General features: G+C 39.0%; 14 protein-coding genes. 5 read left to right on the top strand and 9 right to left on the bottom strand.

Annotated elements, in window-relative coordinates:
• Positions 1-461: 461 nt before the first annotated feature.
• The 4 genes from COJ96_RS11720 to guaC all read left to right on the top strand — a co-directional run bounded on the left by COJ96_RS11720 (position 462) and on the right by guaC (position 3,667).
• Complete coding sequence (locus COJ96_RS11720) at positions 462-701, top strand: spore germination protein (RefSeq protein ID WP_098573310.1); 240 nt, start codon at positions 462-464, stop codon at positions 699-701.
• 295 nt (positions 702-996) lie between these two features.
• On the top strand, positions 997-1,389 hold the full coding sequence (locus tag COJ96_RS11715; protein ID WP_098573305.1) for a GntR family transcriptional regulator: 393 nt from the start codon (positions 997-999) through the stop codon (positions 1,387-1,389).
• Positions 1,390-1,406: 17 nt separating this feature from the next.
• Positions 1,407-2,498, top strand: coding sequence for a DUF1648 domain-containing protein (locus COJ96_RS11710; RefSeq protein ID WP_098573302.1), 1,092 nt, complete (start codon positions 1,407-1,409; stop codon positions 2,496-2,498).
• A gap of 185 nt (positions 2,499-2,683) precedes the next feature.
• Positions 2,684-3,667, top strand: coding sequence for a GMP reductase (gene guaC, locus COJ96_RS11705; protein WP_098573297.1), 984 nt, complete (start codon positions 2,684-2,686; stop codon positions 3,665-3,667).
• Positions 3,668-3,767: 100 nt separating this feature from the next.
• On the opposite strand, the gene menC is transcribed toward guaC, so the two are convergent.
• The 8 genes from menC to COJ96_RS11665 form a co-directional block, all read right to left on the bottom strand.
• Positions 3,768-4,877, bottom strand: coding sequence for an o-succinylbenzoate synthase (gene menC / locus COJ96_RS11700; RefSeq protein ID WP_098573294.1), 1,110 nt, complete (start codon positions 4,875-4,877; stop codon positions 3,768-3,770).
• A 22-nt stretch (positions 4,878-4,899) separates the two neighbouring features.
• Positions 4,900-5,721, bottom strand: a complete 822-nt coding sequence (locus COJ96_RS11695) for a GNAT family N-acetyltransferase (RefSeq protein ID WP_098573291.1) — start codon at positions 5,719-5,721, stop codon at positions 4,900-4,902.
• 28 nt (positions 5,722-5,749) lie between these two features.
• Positions 5,750-6,472: an amino acid ABC transporter ATP-binding protein gene (locus COJ96_RS11690; RefSeq protein WP_098573330.1), complete on the bottom strand. Its 723-nt coding sequence runs from the start codon at positions 6,470-6,472 to the stop codon at positions 5,750-5,752.
• Between the two features lie 50 nt (positions 6,473-6,522).
• Complete coding sequence (locus tag COJ96_RS11685) at positions 6,523-7,179, bottom strand: amino acid ABC transporter permease (RefSeq protein ID WP_098573288.1); 657 nt, start codon at positions 7,177-7,179, stop codon at positions 6,523-6,525.
• 12 nt (positions 7,180-7,191) lie between these two features.
• The gene (locus tag COJ96_RS11680; RefSeq protein ID WP_180230084.1) at positions 7,192-7,980 is read right to left on the bottom strand and encodes a transporter substrate-binding domain-containing protein; all 789 of its coding nucleotides are present in this window, start codon (positions 7,978-7,980) and stop codon (positions 7,192-7,194) included.
• 12 nt (positions 7,981-7,992) lie between these two features.
• Positions 7,993-9,144, bottom strand: coding sequence for an amidohydrolase (locus tag COJ96_RS11675; RefSeq protein WP_098573282.1), 1,152 nt, complete (start codon positions 9,142-9,144; stop codon positions 7,993-7,995).
• A gap of 26 nt (positions 9,145-9,170) precedes the next feature.
• The gene (locus COJ96_RS11670) at positions 9,171-10,022 is read right to left on the bottom strand and encodes a MurR/RpiR family transcriptional regulator (RefSeq protein ID WP_098573279.1); all 852 of its coding nucleotides are present in this window, start codon (positions 10,020-10,022) and stop codon (positions 9,171-9,173) included.
• A gap of 237 nt (positions 10,023-10,259) precedes the next feature.
• A complete protein-coding gene (locus COJ96_RS11665) occupies positions 10,260-10,766 on the bottom strand; it encodes a hemerythrin domain-containing protein (RefSeq protein WP_180230083.1) in 507 nt (168 codons plus the stop codon).
• A gap of 452 nt (positions 10,767-11,218) precedes the next feature.
• On the opposite strand from COJ96_RS11665, the gene COJ96_RS11660 reads away from it, so the two are divergent.
• Positions 11,219-16,039 (top strand): AAA domain-containing protein, encoded by a 4,821-nt coding sequence (locus COJ96_RS11660; protein WP_098573273.1) that lies wholly within the window; start codon positions 11,219-11,221, stop codon positions 16,037-16,039.
• Between the two features lie 65 nt (positions 16,040-16,104).
• Here COJ96_RS11660 and COJ96_RS11655 read toward each other — a convergent pair whose 3' ends face one another.
• Complete coding sequence (locus COJ96_RS11655) at positions 16,105-17,958, bottom strand: PDDEXK-like family protein (RefSeq protein WP_180230082.1); 1,854 nt, start codon at positions 17,956-17,958, stop codon at positions 16,105-16,107.
• Between the last annotated feature and the right edge of the window lie 7 nt (positions 17,959-17,965).

The following is a 17,965-nucleotide window of genomic DNA, read 5'->3' as shown; positions in this document are numbered from 1 at the left end:
GTTACGTTGGCTCATGTTCTTACTATATTAATAGAAGAAACACGATTAATATTGTTTGTTTGCACGATTTTGTTTGTTTAGTTTTCAAAGAACAATATATCACTTTAATTAGCGACAGCGAAATTAATTTTAACACTTCGCCTCGCAGAAGTCAAATTCTTTTTAAAATAAACTCGGCCGCCTCAGCGACGAATAATAATATAACAAATAACCGGCATGTAAGTCAACTTCTTTTTGCAAAAAAGTTTAAACATAAAAGAAGTTTTTAAAAGTTTTATACTCTAATAACTTTAGTGAAAATTGTTTTCCATAGATAGGTCCTGTATATTCGCCCAACAGAATTGATTTGAAGAGATAAGATAAACACTTTATATTTTAAATTCCATGTTTGTCCATTTCTTTAATGCTTTTTTAACATACTTTATATAACACTCTAAACCTACATTTAATTGGAGGCTCTTATGTCTAATCAAATTAATATTTTCAATCTGCACGTAAACGGGATGGCACAAAATGCAAGCATTAATATAGGAAGAACCTTACACAATAGCCATACTGCAAACTTAAAATTATTTGGTGCTAATTTTTCAATGGGCGATTTTTCACCTAGTCATTCCCTGATTATTACGGTGATTCAAGATTCCGATATAAGTGATCAAGGTCAAAATGAAAATCCATCTTCATCAAGCAAAAGTCAATGATGGTTATAGTCCGAGATTTTGTAATACCTCCTTTGCAAATTCCTTTTGCGAACAGTGACTGTTATTGTTCGCCTGGTGAACTTTTTTTAATAGTTTAACAGGAAAGAATGTTAAAGAAGCACAGAGCATAATTGAGCCCTGTGCATTTTTTATATAGCTAAATCTAGGATATCTCACTATTAAGCGTATGGTGACAGGAAGACAGAGCTCCTTTTTAGACGATAATGCACATTGTTATAGATATAATAGAACAGATTTGTTATAATATATATAGAACAGATTGGAGGGAAAGAACATGATTATTCGAATTGAACCTGATTCCGATATTCCCATTTACCAACAAATCACCAATCAAATAATTGAAGGAATCGCTAGAGGATCCATACAGCCAGGTGACTCCCTGCCGTCTGTGAGGGCATTTGCAGCTGACCTTGGCGTCAACATGCATACCGTTAATAAAAGCTATCACTTATTAGAGAAAAAAGGAATTATCCGCATCGCTCCTAAATCTGGAGCGGTGATCTCGTCTCCAAAAGATTTCAACGCATCCTCAAGAGATAAATTGAAAGAGGCTTTTAAACCTCTTATCGCAGAATCTCTTGTTGTGGGAATGTCCCATGCGCAAATTCAGGAACTTGTCACTTCTATTATTGAAGATTTAAGAAATAGCAATAAAAATCTCATCTAACAAGGAGGAGAAAATCTATGACTTTGGCCATTTTTCTTATCATTGCGATTATTTTAGTGGGTATCCAAACAGCCGTTCCGTTTTTAGTCAAACGGACCGTTATATTCGGGGTCACCGTCCCAGAAAAATACCTAAAGAACGAAGCGCTTACCACTTATAAAAAGGGATATGCACTATTGGTTTCCCTTCTTTCATTTGTGGTTTTAGCCGGCTATCTTCTGTGGGCACTATTAAATAACCCTTCTGAAGAACAAACTGTGCTGGTCGGAACGGTCATCCAATTTGGCATCATTCTTTACAGTCTTACCCTCTATTTTTTCTATCATGGAAAAACTCTTCAATTAAAAAGGAACAACAACTGGGGTGAGGGTCTAAAACAAGTAAAAATCACTGATTTATCCGTTCGTTCCCAGGATGAAATGCTTCCTTGGTATGTTTATTTACTGCCAATCGTAATTACAGTCGGGGTCATCGGATACACTATTCTCCAATACGACTTGCTGCCGAAGCAGATTCCAACTCACTGGGGAATAAACGGTGAAGCTGATGCCTTTACAGAAAAAACGCCTATGTCCGCAATCTTAATGCCGCTAACATTTTTAATTATGCAGTTCATGTTTTTAGGCATTCATATTGGGACGAAGAAATCCGGCATTAAATTAAGCGCCACTAATACCAGCGCTTCGCGCATGCGTCAATTCACTTTACGGAAAAATTCAAGCTGGTTTATGTTTATCATTAGTTTCTTACTGACGGTTATGTTTAGTTTCTTTCAATTAAAAACGATTCATCCTGATTTATTTGCTGGAATTACCATGGCAGCAGCACCCATCCTTTTCCTTGTCATTGCGTTAGCGGGAACCATTGCCTTTGCTGTAAAAGTAGGACGATCAGATAAACTCGGCATGGATGAAGCTGAAGAGGGAATAACCGATTTTGACGAAGATGCCCATTGGAAAGGCGGCCTATTTTATTTCAACCGAAAAGATCCTTCGATCTTTGTTGAAAAACGATTTGGTGTTGGCTGGACACTCAATTTTGGCAACCCGATTGGTTATCTTATTGTCTTGGTACCGTTGGTGATCATCTTAGTGATATCTTTTTTGTGAATTCTGGTGCATTTATTTAATAACAAAGTGCCTAGTTTCCACTANNTAGTGGAAACTAGGCACTTTATTTTTTTCCACATAATTCTTATTTGTTTTGACAAAATAACAAATATACTGTAAATTAACATATGTACGAACAATGGGATTTAATTTTAATAGAATATTCGTGTTTGGGAGTGTAATTAATGGATAATGTATTTGATTATGAAGATATTCAACTGATTCCTGCTAAATCTATCGTTAACAGTCGATCTGAGTGTGATACGAGTGTCACATTTGGTGGACATACATTTAAATTGCCAGTTGTACCTGCAAATATGCAGACGATTATAGATGAAAAGCTTGCGATTTTCTTTGCGGAGAATGGTTACTTCTATATTATGCACCGTTTCCAGCCTGAAAAGCGGATTTCCTTCATCAAAGACATGCAAGGACGTGGACTGATCGCATCCATTAGTGTCGGTGTAAAAGAGGGAGAATACGATTTCATCAACCAGCTGGCCGATGAAAAGCTAACCCCTGAATTTATTACCATTGATATCGCCCATGGCCATTCCAACTCCGTGATTAAAATGATAAAGCATATTAAGAAACACTTACCTACTAGCTTTGTCATTGCCGGAAATGTCGGAACTCCTGAAGCTGTTAGAGAATTAGAGCATGCCGGTGCAGATGCGACGAAAGTTGGAATTGGACCTGGTAAGGTTTGTATCACGAAAATAAAGACTGGTTTTGGAACAGGCGGCTGGCAATTAGCTGCTCTAAGATGGTGTGCTAAAGCGGCAAGCAAACCAATAATCGCTGACGGCGGCATTCGTACACACGGTGATATCGCGAAATCTGTTCGATTTGGAGCATCCATGGTCATGATCGGTTCTTTATTTGCTGGTCATGAAGAATCTCCTGGGGAAACAATTGAGAAGGACGGAAAGTGTGTGAAAGAATACTTCGGTTCCGCTTCGGAATTCCAAAAAGGCGAACGTAAAAATGTTGAAGGTAAAAAAATGTACGTCGAACACAAGGGCCGTTTAATCGATACATTGATCGAAATGGAACAGGATCTTCAGTCCGCTATTTCCTATGCCGGAGGCAACAAGTTAAAAGACATCCGGACAGTCGACTATGTTATCGTAAAGAATTCCATCTTTAACGGTGATAAAGTTTATTAAAAAGTAAATGCCAGTTCCCCTCGCTTGGTTACCAAATGAGGGGGACTGGCATTTTTGTTATTTTTCATTTTTTATATAGGAATTATTTCGATATCCTAAGTTATGAACGGAAAGTACGGCTATACAGGGTGTACTTTTCAATCCTGTCGCGATTTGGTTCATATCCGATACCCGGAAGTTTGGGAATGGTAATCATCCCATCTTCAACGATTACCTCAGGATCGATAATATCTTCCTTCCAGTAATGGGCTGAGGCTGCTGTATCACCTGGAAGTGTAAAATTAGACAAGCTTGTGATCGCAATATTATGCGCCCTGCCGACCCCAGACTCTAGCATTCCTCCACACCAGACGGGAATTCCATTTGCCTCGCATAAATCATGGATCCGTTTGGACTCGGTTAGGCCTCCGACACGGCCGATCTTTATGTTTATTATTTTACAACTTCCCAGTTGAATCGCCTTTCTTACATCTTCGACACTATGGATACTTTCATCGAGACAAATTGGAGTCTCTATTTGCGCTTGCAACTGAGCGTGGTCGATGATATCATCAAATCCTAATGGCTGCTCAATCATGGTTAAGTTGAATTGGTCCATTGCCTTAAGAGTATCGAGATCATCTAGTGTATAAGCGGTGTTTGCGTCAGCCATCAATGGAATATCTGGGTACCGTTTACGTATCTCTTTTAAAATATTTACATCCCATCCTGGTTGAATTTTTACCTTGATGCGCTTATATCCCTCTTGCAGACTAGCTTCTATTAAACTCAATAGTTCTTCGACCGTATCCTGAATCCCAATACTGACACCAACTTCAATCTTTTCTAACTTTCCTCCAAGAGCGGAAGCAAGACTTACTCCCTGCTGTTTAGCATAGGCATCCCAGATCGCCCCTTCCAGAGCAGCCTTCGCCATGTAATTTCCTCGAATATGATGGAACCGTTCGGAAACCTCATCCGGATGTGAAATTGGCTCTTTCAGAAGAAGGGGAATCAAAAAATCCTCCATCATATGCCAATTGGTTTTGACTGTCTCTTCCTTATATGTGGCATCTATCGCAGCAACGGATTCCGCCCATCCCGAAATGCCATCCTTCGTTAGGACTTCCACTAAAATAAAATCTTTATCATATTCCGTTCCAACCGCTGTTGTAAAAGGGTGTAAAAGATCCATTTTCATATGTCGTAATACGATTCGTTGTATTTCCATTCTAGCTATCCCTCACTTCGTTTTAAGTATGTTTCTTCGTTAATACATAGTGATGAAGGTAAGGAAGATTACTCTTTCGTAATGCCGTTACCGTCCACCCTTTACTTAAATAATAGGTAAAAACCTCGCGCGTTTTCAGTCGCCAATCCAATCCAGTTTCTAAATCATTCGCTTTAATGGTTTGAAATTGATTCGGAACAGGTACATAAAGGACATTCACATTCCATTCGTGATCAAGCAACACAGCTTTTGGAACCGGGAAGCCCTGAGCATCCACTTCCACTTGAATCAAAAGGGGCACTTCTTCGCCTTTAGCAGAATCTTCCCTTGGCTTCGACGTTTCCCCAGCAATGTCCCATTCCACTAAAAAACGATCAGATGGTAAACCTGCATTCAGAACGTCAGGCATTTCACCGTAACAATTTTCAATATACTCCGTACAAACTCCACCTAATTTGCTTAAATTAAGATATCCATTAACCGTTTCTAATGGATCATATGTCCAAACAATTAATCGGTAGCCCTTATTTCGAGCTTCTTCTCGCTGCCTTAATTTTAACTTTTCACCGATGCCCATTTTTTGAAAATCTGGGTGAATGCCCATACTGTGTGAGCAAAGATAGATGGTTGTCCCATCAAATCCAGGAAAGCTATATTGAAATCCAATTAATCGTACGCCAGAAAAAGCGCCAATCACCAGCCCGCCATTTTTTACAACGGCAATGCTATGATTCACTGGGACCGGATCTTCATCCGCCCAAATAAGACTTTCTAAATCTCTCACGGCTGTCAATTCCTCTGCCGTATGTAACATACGTATCGTAATCGGTTCTAATAAATCCATCTTGAGTAACGCTCCTCCTGAAAATTGTTTAGATGACACTTTTAAGAAAACTTTTTAAACGATCACTATTTGGATTGCTGAATAGTTGAAGTGGCGGTCCTTGTTCCTCGATGACACCGTCACACATATAAATCACTCGATCAGCTACCTCTCTAGCAAACTTCATCTCGTGAGTCACGATCAGCATCGTCATTCCTTCTTCAGCTAACCCCTTCATAACATTAAGTACCTCACTAACTAGTTCTGGGTCTAACGCAGAAGTCGGTTCATCAAAGAGCATAATTTTCGGATTCATCGCCATCGCCCGTGCAATCGCGACCCGCTGCTGCTGACCTCCGGAAAGCTTCCTTGGGTATACATCCTTTTTATCTTTAAGACCGACTCTTTCGAGGAGGACTAAAGCCTGTTCGACGGCTTCTGCTTTAGACTTCTTTAACGCCTGAATAGGTGCCTCTATAATATTTTGTAAGACGGTAAGGTGCGGGAATAGGTTAAATTGTTGAAATACCATGCCCACTTCCCGTCTAATTTGTTGAATACTTCGCGGCGAATAGTTTAATTCCATTCCATCAATCGTAATTCGACCAGAAGACAGGGTCTCAAGCCCGTTCAGACAGCGGAGGAGCGTACTTTTACCCGAACCGCTTGACCCAATCAGAGCAACAACCTCGCCAGGATACACCTGTAAATTAATCCCTTTTAAGACTTCCAGCTGATGGAAACTTTTATGGACTTTTTCAATTTCAATAATAGGATGAAGATGATCTTTCACATGATTTGACACATTAGGTCCTCCTTTCACTATCGTTCGCTGATTGACAACTTAAATTCTACTTTTCTTAAGAAAAACGAGAATATCGTGGTCATGACTAAGTATAGAACGGCCGCTGTAATATAGAATTCAATAAATGCATAATTCGTTGATGCAAATCTTTGTGAAGTCATCATCAATTCTGATACGGTAACAAGCGACGCAAGCGAAGAATCTTTTAATAGTGTGATAGATTCATTTCCAATCGCAGGGATGCTTACTCTTAATGCCTGCGGGAGAATAATTCTTCTCATAATTGTGGGATAACTCAGTCCAAGTGACTGAGCCGCTTCCATCTGCCCTTTTGGGATGGACAAGATTCCTCCTCTTAGAATTTCAGCAATATAGGCACCGGCATTTATTCCTAACGCCAGCACTGACGCGGTAAAGGGATTTAGTTCAATCCCGATTTGCGGAAGGCCGAAGTATACAAGAAATAGTTGCACCAACAGCGGGGTTCCCCTAAGGACCCAAATATAAAAGTCGGCGAACAATGACAAAATCTTAAACTTTGAAATCTTCAGGATTACAATAATAATTCCCATCACTAACCCAAGTATTAAGGAAAGAATCGAGATTTCAAGGGTCATGATTGATGCCTTAAGTAAAAATGGAATGTATTCAGTTACAAGAGAAAAATCTAACATATCTTTCGCTCCTTATCGGATGTCTTTTCCAAACCATTTTTTACTAATTTCTTCATATTTACCGTCTTTTTGCATTTCAGCGATCACCTTATTGATTTCTTTACGGAAATCATTATCTTCTTTACGGATCGTCATGCCCGCTAATTCAGTATTTAATAGTCCGTCAATGGCTACTAAACTATAATTTTGATCGAGGATAATTTTGGCACCGACGCCTTGGTCTGTTGAAACACCATCAAGACGACCATTTACTAAGTCTTCAAAAGCAAGAAAATCATTCTTATACAGTTTCACATCGGCCCCAAGCTTGGTTACCTCTTCTGCTGCTGTAGTTGAGATCGTTACCCCAATCTTTTTCCCTTTCATGCCTTTTGGGTCTTTTATCGAAGAATCTTTTGGAACAAATAACTGATTACCAGTGGTAAAATAAGGGTCGCTAAACGATACTTTCTTCTTTCTTTCCTCGGTAATCGCCATATCTGAAATGATAATATCAAACTTTTTCCCCGTTAATGCAGGGATCATACTATCCCATGGGTTTGAAACTAAAATCGCTTTCACACCAAGTCTTCTTGCCACTTCTTGAGCAATATCCACGTCAAATCCTTCTAACTCATTGCTTTTATTAATGTAGTTATATGGAGGGTACGCTCCTTCAAGGGCAATCTTTATTTCTCCCTTATCCTTAATCGACTTTAGTGTATCTCCTTGGGCTGAACTGCTAGCATCCTTGCTCCCACCGCACGCAGCCATGATCAGGACTAGACACGCTATACCCAAACCAACCATAAACTTTTTCATCATTATCCCCCATTACTGTTTATTTTTATGATTATTTAAAGAAGCCTTATAAACTAGACTTGATAATATTTTGGTTCCATAGAGGAGCGCTTCTTGATTAAACTCCATCTCCGGGTGATGAAGACCAGGACGCAAGTCACAGCCAAGTCCAATCATGGTCGCCTTTATTTCCGGATTTTGAAGGGTATAGAAATGAAAATCTTCACCCCCTTGTGAAATACAGTTGTCCACCACATTTTCTTCTCCCATGACAAAGGCCGCAGCCTCCTTTGCCATCTTAATCGCATCTTTGTTTAATCTTGCGGCTGGAACAAATTCTTCCACAGTGGCGTTTATTCTTGTCCCAGTAAGAGCACCTACTTTCTCTAGCAAATCGAATGCTCTGGACTGCAGCTCTTCCATCGCTTCATTTGTCGCTGCCCGTAAATCTAATATAAAATTTGCCGTTTCAGGAATGACATTGGAGGAATTTCCTCCAGCATGTAAGCCCGTCATTTTTATCGAATAAGAATCAGGGCTTCTTAGTCGAATATTTTGCAAGGCTTGGATTACGGAAGATGCGGCTTCGATCGAATTAATACCATCCTGGGGCCGCGATGCATGGGCTTGTTTTCCCTTAATAACACCGTATATGGTGGCACAGGAACTATGGACAATGGCAGGAGCGGCTTTCCCCATCGGAACTTCCATCCAGGGCCGAAGATGGACACCAAATAAGTAATGGACACCTTCCAATGCTCCATCTCGGATCATTTGTAGTGCACCTTCGCCTTTCTCCTCTGCTGGTTGGAAAATGAAACGAACCGGCTTTGATCGTTCTGGTTTACAAGCCGCAAAAGCCAAGGCAGTATGTAGTACCATGGTGCTGTGAGCATCGTGCCCACAGGAATGATTGGGTTGGACCTTTCCTTTTACTTCTTGTAATAAGGCATCCAAATCCGCGCGTAAAGCAACGATTTCGTCACCTTCACCTGGTATATCGGCAATAATTCCATAATGCCTAGTGAAGGTCTTAAAGGATATCCCCGCTTTTGATAACTCTTCCTGAATATATTGGGACGTCTTTTGTTCTTGCCAGCTAGGTTCAGCCAATTGGTGCAGGTCAGCATAAGTCTTAAAAATGGCTTGCTCCTGCTCATTAATAAAATGAATAAGCTGGTTCATAAAATTTCTCCTCTCCTCACAAGTTTTCATTCAATAAATACATGGTAATTACTGTAAAGCTCCTCTAATTTCTGCTGCCGAGCTTGAATCCGATGAGAATCTTTCACCTTCATCCCGGCAATGATAAAATCTAACAATAGGATGGCTGGTGTAATAGAATGGGCAGCCGATTCTGAATCTTCCTCCGTGGTTAATGTAAGGTCAGCGATTCGACCAATAGGAGACAAAAAACGATCGGTCACGCAAATTAATGGAATCCCCTGTTTTTTGGCACACTCTGCAATATGCAGGGTTTCCTTCGAATAGCGCGGAAACGAGATAATAAATAAAACAGAACGCTCACTTAAATCCCCCAACCGCTCGTAGATTTCTCCAGTTGATGGGCAGAGTGTGACTTGATCCCGAAGAGAATGGAGCTGAAATGAAAACCAGTGTGCTGGTGCATAGGAAGCACCCATTCCCAAAATGAAGATTCGATCGGCATTGATTAATTCATTAACAACCTTCCATAATTCTGTTTCATTCAGTTGGTGATTGGTTTGCCGTTGGGAAAGAATTTCCTTTTCCAGGATCTCTGTAAAGAGAGACGGGTGCTCTTCCTCTTTCCTTTCTACTTGCGGATCTGAACTAAATGGATGCAAACTTTTGTTTACGATCTGCTGTTGAATGTAATTCTGCATTTCACTGAAACCATTAAATCCCAATGCGTAGGAGAGACGAATGACGGTAGTTTCACTAACTTCTACCTTTCGTCCAATCATCATCGCTGTGCTAAAAGCAGATTCATCCAGTTTCTCTATCAGATATTTGGCAACTTTCTTTTGCCCAGGTGATAAGGTATCATACTTTTCTTTAATAATCGTTTCAAAACTTTTCATAAGCCCTCCATATTGTGCAGTTAATACTTCATTATTAATAAATGTTGCAGGAACTTCTTTATTGTTTTTTATTATACTTCATTTCTTGAATATTTAGAAAGATTTTTTTATTAAAAACTACATTTTTTGAGCATGTTCGGAAAAATGAATTTGTAATAAAAAAACACCCACAAACGTTGATTAAACGCATTTGTGAGTGTTTTATATTTTATGGAAAGTTCTTGGGCCGATATTCTTTCATACCTGAAACAGCCGTTCAAGATCCTGCTTCTCGTTAACCGACAGTATGTTTTCAGCCAACGGAAACAGCACTTTCTCTTCCTTCGCGAAGTGTTGTGTTAAGGTAGCAAGTGCTTGGACAGCGTATACGTTAATCCATTCCGCAGCGTTAACATCAATGGTCAACCCTGCCTGTTTAGTTTCAGTAAGAAAATCCTCTAAATGCTGATCTGCCTTCTCATGTTCAGATTCCATCTCTTCGATTGTTCTATCATTCTCTCCTAGATGGCGGGCAATCATTGGGAATAACCCTTCTTCCTCACGTTTGGAATGTGTCTTCAACTTAAAATTGAAAGCTGAAACACGATTGTACAATTCCTCAAACAGTTGAACCACAGCAGGTCCCGAATCATATTCTATATCTTCTGTGATCTCATAGATAAGATCCATATCTGCTCGGAGCAACATATGCTCGTCCAATAATTTTTGCAGTGGAGCACTCAATAGAATGTTTGAAGCCTCCATCGGAAAACCCCCCTCTTCTTGCCAACACCAATCAACCATGATGGCCACTCTACCTATAAAGAATACGACAAAAGTATCGATCATTGTGTGATGAGAATCATACAAATCGAGGTCTGGAAGGTGGGCAAGGTGATCAAATCAAATCAAATCAACATTCTTACCTACACGGTTTAACTCCACCATTCTTCGCATTTATTCTTTATGCAACGTACTTTCCAGTTATTCAGGTTGGATCACCACAAAGCTCAACCTCCCCTTGTTATTAGCACAGGAAATATTCATCGCTTTTAGAATCAGCTCTTTCGGTTGTCAAAGATAGAAGAATCATCTAACCATGTACAGTAGAGGTGACTTTGGCCATTTCTAAACCTAATCCTAAGTGATATAATTTAATGTCGTAACATAAAATAAATTGTAATTTTATTGATATTTTAGTGGAGGGATGAATTTCTTTGGACTCTTCTTCGTTAAATAAAGAACGGACAGTAAGGCTCTTTCATTATTTAAAAGAGCTTTCATTATTAAAGGCACCATTAATACTCGATTTACAGCAATATGAAAATACCTTGTGGATTGGGGATATTCCTGATGAACCGGAGTGTTTATCCCCCATCAATCATACTGGAGTGAAAGACAAATGGGTGGAAGTTAAAAAACCAACCACACCTATTTTTCCTTGTCCACCGGCATCAATATCAGCTTGGATTGAAACCACTATTAAAATTGACAATCCAAAAAACGAACCGAAACTAAGAGAAATGATACCAAATCCTGATTCTGAGAACGCGGAATCAGAAGAGCCACAGTATCTTCACCTTAAAGATTACCCTGAAATTACAAGTAACTTTGACCTTTACATAAAGGACAAATGGCAGCCATGGCAAAGTGAAGCAATTCGTTTTGAAAGAATCCAAGAAGTTTACGAAAAACTATTTACCATATACCAAAAGCAAAAAAAACTAGGCGAGCAATTCGAGCTAGTCATTGGGGTTGGATTGTTGAATTGGCAGACAACTAACGCTAATAAAGTTCACCGCCATCTAGTAACAGTACCTTGTACCTTCCAATTTGACTCCAATAATGGAGTGATTCGTGTTATACCTCCTGCCGAAGGAATTAAACCTGAAATCGAGCAGGATATGCTGGAACTGGAAGATAGACTAGATAATAAAGCGCTAGAACCAATAAATGAAAAAATGAATACTTTGCATGAAGATTTATGGAACAAAGAATTATTAGACACCATTTTGCGTTCTTTTGTCCAATCGGTGTCTGCAAGTGGTCATTATGATGAAGATGTTTTACATAGTGTTCGCAATGCTTCAAAAGACCCTGCTGTTTCTTTTAGTCCAGCCCTCATTTTACGAAAGAGAAATGAAAAAGGGTTCCAACAGGCTTGCAGCACGATCATAGAAAATACTAGCAACGGGACAATGGATATTCCACTTGGAATTGCGCGAATCTTCAACGAAATAGATGATTACCAGGATGGAGAATCTCGTTCTTCATCTCAAACAGCAGACTTAAGTGATTCTGAAATCTATTTTCCTTTAGAAGCAAACGATGAACAACAAAGGATCGTCACAAACTTAGAAACACGGAATGGTGTGCTTGTTCAAGGACCACCAGGAACAGGTAAGAGTCATACCATTGCCAACTTGACTTCCCATTTATTAGCTACTGGGAAGCGGGTTTTAATCACAAGTCAAACACCCCGTGCTTTAAAGGTTTTAAAGGATAAAATTCCTGTTGAATTACAAGCTTTGTGTGTCAGTTTACTTGGTGCTGATTCAAAGTCCTTTAAAGATTTAGAAAGTGTGGTCCAAGTCATTTCGAATAGAAGAGATTCCTGGAACCCTGATATCACATCAAAAAAAATCAATGATCTCTCCACTGATCTAAAAATAAGAAAAGAAAAAGATGCCCTTTACAAGCAAAAACTAAGGTCCATTCGTGAACAAGAAACCTATGAACACAATTTTCTCGATGGACGTTATAAAGGGACCGCTCAAACCATTGCAAATAAGCTAAACAGCGAAAAGTCCAAATATCATTGGTTAATGGACCGAATGGAGATGACCACTCCCCTTCCCTTAACCAATTCTGAAGCATTGGAACTCGTAGCTTTATTGAACGAGCTAGACAAGGATATCCAAGAACAAATTCAATTATCTATACCTGCTTCTGACCTATTACTTGAAGTCAGTGAATTTAAAAATCTAGTAGAAAAAGAAATGGATTTACAAAATCAAATACAGCTGTTCGACCCACCTATTCAGGAGGGTTTAGATTTGTTCTTGGATATCTCTGCGGGACAAAGGTCGAATCTAAAGAAGCTGTTACTGAATCTTCGTCAATCCTTCGTATCCATTGATGAACTTAATGAAGAATGGGTGAACATAGCAAAACTTGATCTGCTTGGTGGGAAATTTCCTCCTTGGGAAGAATTTTATAAGCAAGTCATGATGTATGTTGATTCAATCAAGGACCTTGCACAAATCCATAATCTTGTTGAAATTAGCGGGCAAGGAAATGTTCCATTAATCCAATTGAATTCGGATGTCACCTTGTTAAAACAACATTTAGTAAGTGGCAACGGGTTTGGCGTCCCATTAATGCGTCCAAAGGTGGTCAAGGATGCTTGGTATATCATCAAAGATGTGCGAATTGATGGTCGTAAATGTGATCAACTAGAATCCATCACACTTTTAGAAGAAACAGTAAAAGTGGATGTAACGATTAAAAAGGCTGAACAAATGATTGCTGAGCAGCTTCATATCCCGTCCATTGACAAGGTATCTACGTCTCGAACCATGAAAATTGCACAGTTACAAAACATTCTAGAACCATTCACTCTTCTTTTTACAATGCAGGATTTAATTGAAAAAATAACAGAGACAAATGAAAAAGGAATCGTTTCAGTACATAATTTAAGTACTGATCAAGTAACTTTACTTCTTAGCCAACTGGATTTCCTTGAAATAAAGGAAGAATTAACTGGAATAGAACATTCTTTTATGAAGTTAATCCATAATATCGAAAGTTCAATTGATTTGAATTCGCAACATCCCATTACACCAGCACTGATTCAAGCTATTAAATCCAGAGACATTGCTGGTTATGTTTCAGCTGGTGTTGTCATCTCTAATCTAGATGAATACAGTCGAAAATTGGAACGTTGTGAAATATACATGCACAAGCTAAAAAAAGTAATGCCAAAGCTATACTCTCAACTTACTCACAAATTTGATTTTCAGGAATATCTAAAAAAGTTTAAACACTTTGAGGAAGCGGTGCAGTGGGCCAAAGTAGACAAATGGTTTCACGATTTTTCACAGACGAGTGAAAGCACGCTGAAAAAGGAACTGGAAGAAAATAATCGATTCATGAAGCAAATAACGGCTGAACTTGGTGCATTTAAAGCCTGGTATTCCACTTTATCTACTTTAACAGAAGGGCAGCGGCAACATTTGCTTGCCTGGACAACTTCCATGAGAAAAGTTGGTAAAGGAACCGGGAAAAACGCCCCCATTCATTTACGTGATGCCCAGTATCATATGTCGTATTGTCGTGACGCGATTCCGGCTTGGATTATGCCATTGTATCGCATCTTTGAGACATTCGAAATCAAACCTAACCTTTTTGATGTAGTAATTATTGATGAGGCAAGCCAATCAGGACCTGAAGCTGTCATTCTTCAATATATAGCCAAAAAACTAATTGTTGTTGGGGATGATAAACAAATCAGTCCTGAATATGTCGGAATCAAGCGTGAAGAAATTCAATTTTTACGAAAACAATATTTATATGACTTTAAGCTTGCCGATTTATTAGATATTGAAAACTCATTTTTCGATTTGGCGAATGTGTTATTTGGCGGACGAATTACACTTCGTGAACATTTCCGCTGCATGCCAGAGATTATACAATTTTCTAACCGAATTAGTTATACCCATACACCATTAATTCCTTTAAGGGAATACCCGCCAAATCGATTGGAGCCAATTAAGACTAGGCACATCCCTAATGGACACCGAGAGGGCTCTGGTCAAAAGGTAGTTAACAGACCAGAAGCAGAGGCAGTCGTAGCTGAAATTAAAGATTGTATTGAGAACCCTCTTTATAAGGGAAAATCGATGGGTGTGATTAGTCTACAAAATGAAGGTCAGGCCCAGCTCATCGAAAAAAAGCTTCTACAAGAAATTGGACCTGAAGAAATGGAAAAACGAAACCTCATTTGTGGAGACGCTTATGCATTTCAAGGGGACGAAAGGGATATTATGTTTTTAAGTATGGTTGCTGCTCCTGGTGAAACAGCGATGAAAGCTCTCACTACCGAGAAAGACAAACGTCGTTTCAATGTAGCTGTTAGCCGGGCTAAAGACCAGTTATGGCTCTTCCATACCCCGACCGTTAATGACCTAAGAAATAAAGATGATATGCGCTATCAGTTAATCTCCTATTGCGAGAATCCTGAGAGAGAAATTCACACTACCAATCGAGAAAAATGTGAAAGTGACTTTGAGCGCGTTGTTTATGATCAAATTACAGCAAAGGGATATCGTGTAATCCCTCAATTTGAAGTAGCTGGTTATCGAATAGATTTAGTCGTTGAAGGAGTTAAAGGTCGAATTGCCGTGGAATGTGATGGTGATTATTGGCACGGTCCTGAACGATATGACTATGATATGAATCGCCAGAGAATATTAGAAAGATGTGGATGGAGATTTTGGAGAGTTCGGGGAAGTGAATATTATTACAATCCTGAAAAAGCACTCGATTCTCTATGGGACACTCTTAAGCAATATCAGATTGAACCGTCTGGAAAAATTGATTTAAACAGACCTCCAAAAACAATGACGATTTCGCTTACAAGAAAAAATGAGGTTCAGGATGTTCCTGGAGATAAAGCTGAGTTGGGCCAAAAATCAAAGGAAATAAACCAACCTATAACTCAAGCTACCGGAGAGGACCATTTGATTCAATCTACCGTTCATACTAAAGTAGAAACCCTAATAACTGATACAAAAGAAGTGGTTAACCAGAAACACCTAACCATCGCTGAAGCAGGTTTAAAGGCATATTTAGAGAACCTGGGATATGAAGTTATAGACCAACGAGATCATTATGGCGCCTTTTGGCTCGTAGGTGATATGGAACTAAACGAGCTTATCACAAAGCTTAAAGAACAAAATATTCACTTCTCCTATGCACCAAACGGAAGTATTTATACAAACCGCAGGCCGGGTTGGTATACAAATTACCAAGGATAATACAAAGGGCACACCTTTTTGGGTGTGCCTTCTGTATTGATTGACATTCCATTACAGAGTTCATGTCAACAATTATCTATTAGTTTATTAATCATTTCGATGATTGATTGATTTTTTTGATCTTTGAACAACTCTTCCATTTCATTAAAAATTGCTTCCTCATCATCCCAATCTTTTATGACTTTGGATTTTGAAAATATACGGGTAAATCTTGCAGTTTGCTGCTTTGATTTCGATGCAAACGGAAGTCCCATTGATTCAAGGGCAATAATGACTGCTTGCCGTTGATCGGCATATAATGGCCCCAGCTCTAATGTTAACTTTAAGCGATCATCCTTTAACCGTTCAAACCAAAAAGTGAATGTACTGTTGTGCCACCACCATTTTTCTCGTGTATTCCCATAGTTTTTTTCAAGTTCTCGAAAAGCTGGGATAAGGAATGATGCGAAACGATTTTGTATGTGGAAATTATCCTCAGGGATATCATATACTTGAGCAAATTTTATAAACGCATCTTCGGGAATTTTATCTATAACTTGATTTGCCTGATAGATAATCCTTTCCAACTGGTCTTTTTGTTCCATCTCTACATCCATGTTTTCTATGGCAAGGGCAATCCTTTTAAACAGCGATTTGATATCGGTATCATGATATAAACTTTCCATCCCCTCGACAATTTCCTGCTTATTGGCCCAATCGGAAATAACTGTTGTTTTTGTAAAGATTTTCGTGTATTTCTTCCCCTCCAGTTTTGCAGAAGGCCGTATTTGTATACCTTGATTTTCAAGTGCAGTTAAAAGCTTTATCCTTTTTTCAAAAGGGGTGGGACCTACTTCTACATTAACCTTTAACCGCTCATCCCATGTCCGTTCGAACCAAATAATTAATCCATGTCCTAACCAATACCCTTGCTCAGGTTCTCCGATTACTTCTGCAAAATCTTGCCATTCGGGTAAAATGAAATTAGGTACTTGAATATGTACCTTATATGTGCCTTCAGGAATGTCCTCTATTTTTACAAATGTTAAAAAAGCCTCGCGAAGGACATTACTACCCATTTTAAAAATAAAATCAATCGTTTGTTTCTTTTTTTCATATATTTGTTTTAATACTAGTTGCTGCTTTTCGGTGCTTGTACCGATTTGCTCAAGCACCTTTTGATAACGCGGCTGTCTGAGCAGCTCGCTGTGCTGACTAAGGAAAACGACATCAATCGCTGCCTTATTCGCTTGGTAAATATCCAGGGCTAGTTGTATTGACTCTTCATCCTGGACAAGCTGTTCCTTCAATATCGCTGTATAATAAACCAAAAATTCATAGACGCTGTCGGAAATTGCCTCTTTATGTAATTCGATATGTAGCTTAATAATTTCTAACACATCATGATAGTCCACTATCCAGTAATCTGGATAGGAAGGCGTATCACTTGTCAGTGTCAAAAAAATAGGAACAATTGAATATCCATCAGCTCCGAACCGATTACGTGTATAAGTCAAATAATCCTCTAGCTGCCCACTAGATTCATTCGAATGAAATTTGTTTTCAATCACTATCACTAGCTTAAGTGATGGCACGACTACCAATAAATCAATGAAACGATTGGTGTCTGTTTTTACCTCACGAAAGACTTCAACATCAGAAAAAGAAGCATACAGGTAAGTAAACCAATCACTTCCTTCTATCTTCTCTTCATTTTCAACCCGTGTAACTAACCGTGATAGTAGTTTTTTTATGAAAAAACTACCCAACTGATGATTTTCATTTGGATCCAATAACCAAGCAAGAACATTGGAATGCCTAATTTCAAACTGGTCTACCCTTAACACCTTGAACGGATTAAATTGATTAAACTTTTGATGCAAGCGTGCAAATTCTTTCGAGTGATCAAGTTGTGCAATTGATTCAAATGAATAAGCCATAACTGGC

This window comes from Bacillus sp. AFS073361, assembly GCF_002567005.1.
Lineage (GTDB): Bacteria > Bacillota > Bacilli > Bacillales > Cytobacillaceae > Neobacillus.
This window is presented reverse-complemented; position numbering and strand designations above follow the sequence as displayed.

Excerpts from the sequence above, each read along its gene's own strand:
- COJ96_RS11720 (WP_098573310.1), top strand. The coding sequence starts at position 462 with ATGTCTAATCAAATTAATATTTTCAATCTGCACGTAAACGGGATGGCA.
- COJ96_RS11715 (WP_098573305.1), top strand. The coding sequence starts at position 997 with ATGATTATTCGAATTGAACCTGATTCCGATATTCCCATTTACCAACAA.
- COJ96_RS11710 (WP_098573302.1), top strand. The coding sequence starts at position 1,407 with ATGACTTTGGCCATTTTTCTTATCATTGCGATTATTTTAGTGGGTATC.
- guaC (WP_098573297.1), top strand. The coding sequence starts at position 2,684 with ATGGATAATGTATTTGATTATGAAGATATTCAACTGATTCCTGCTAAA.
- menC (WP_098573294.1), bottom strand. The coding sequence starts at position 4,877 with ATGGAAATACAACGAATCGTATTACGACATATGAAAATGGATCTTTTA.
- COJ96_RS11695 (WP_098573291.1), bottom strand. The coding sequence starts at position 5,721 with ATGGATTTATTAGAACCGATTACGATACGTATGTTACATACGGCAGAG.
- COJ96_RS11685 (WP_098573288.1), bottom strand. The coding sequence starts at position 7,179 with ATGTTAGATTTTTCTCTTGTAACTGAATACATTCCATTTTTACTTAAG.
- COJ96_RS11680 (WP_180230084.1), bottom strand. The coding sequence starts at position 7,980 with ATGAAAAAGTTTATGGTTGGTTTGGGTATAGCGTGTCTAGTCCTGATC.
- COJ96_RS11675 (WP_098573282.1), bottom strand. The coding sequence starts at position 9,144 with ATGAACCAGCTTATTCATTTTATTAATGAGCAGGAGCAAGCCATTTTT.
- COJ96_RS11670 (WP_098573279.1), bottom strand. The coding sequence starts at position 10,022 with ATGAAAAGTTTTGAAACGATTATTAAAGAAAAGTATGATACCTTATCA.
- COJ96_RS11665 (WP_180230083.1), bottom strand. The coding sequence starts at position 10,766 with ATGGAGGCTTCAAACATTCTATTGAGTGCTCCACTGCAAAAATTATTG.
- COJ96_RS11655 (WP_180230082.1), bottom strand. The coding sequence starts at position 17,958 with ATGGCTTATTCATTTGAATCAATTGCACAACTTGATCACTCGAAAGAA.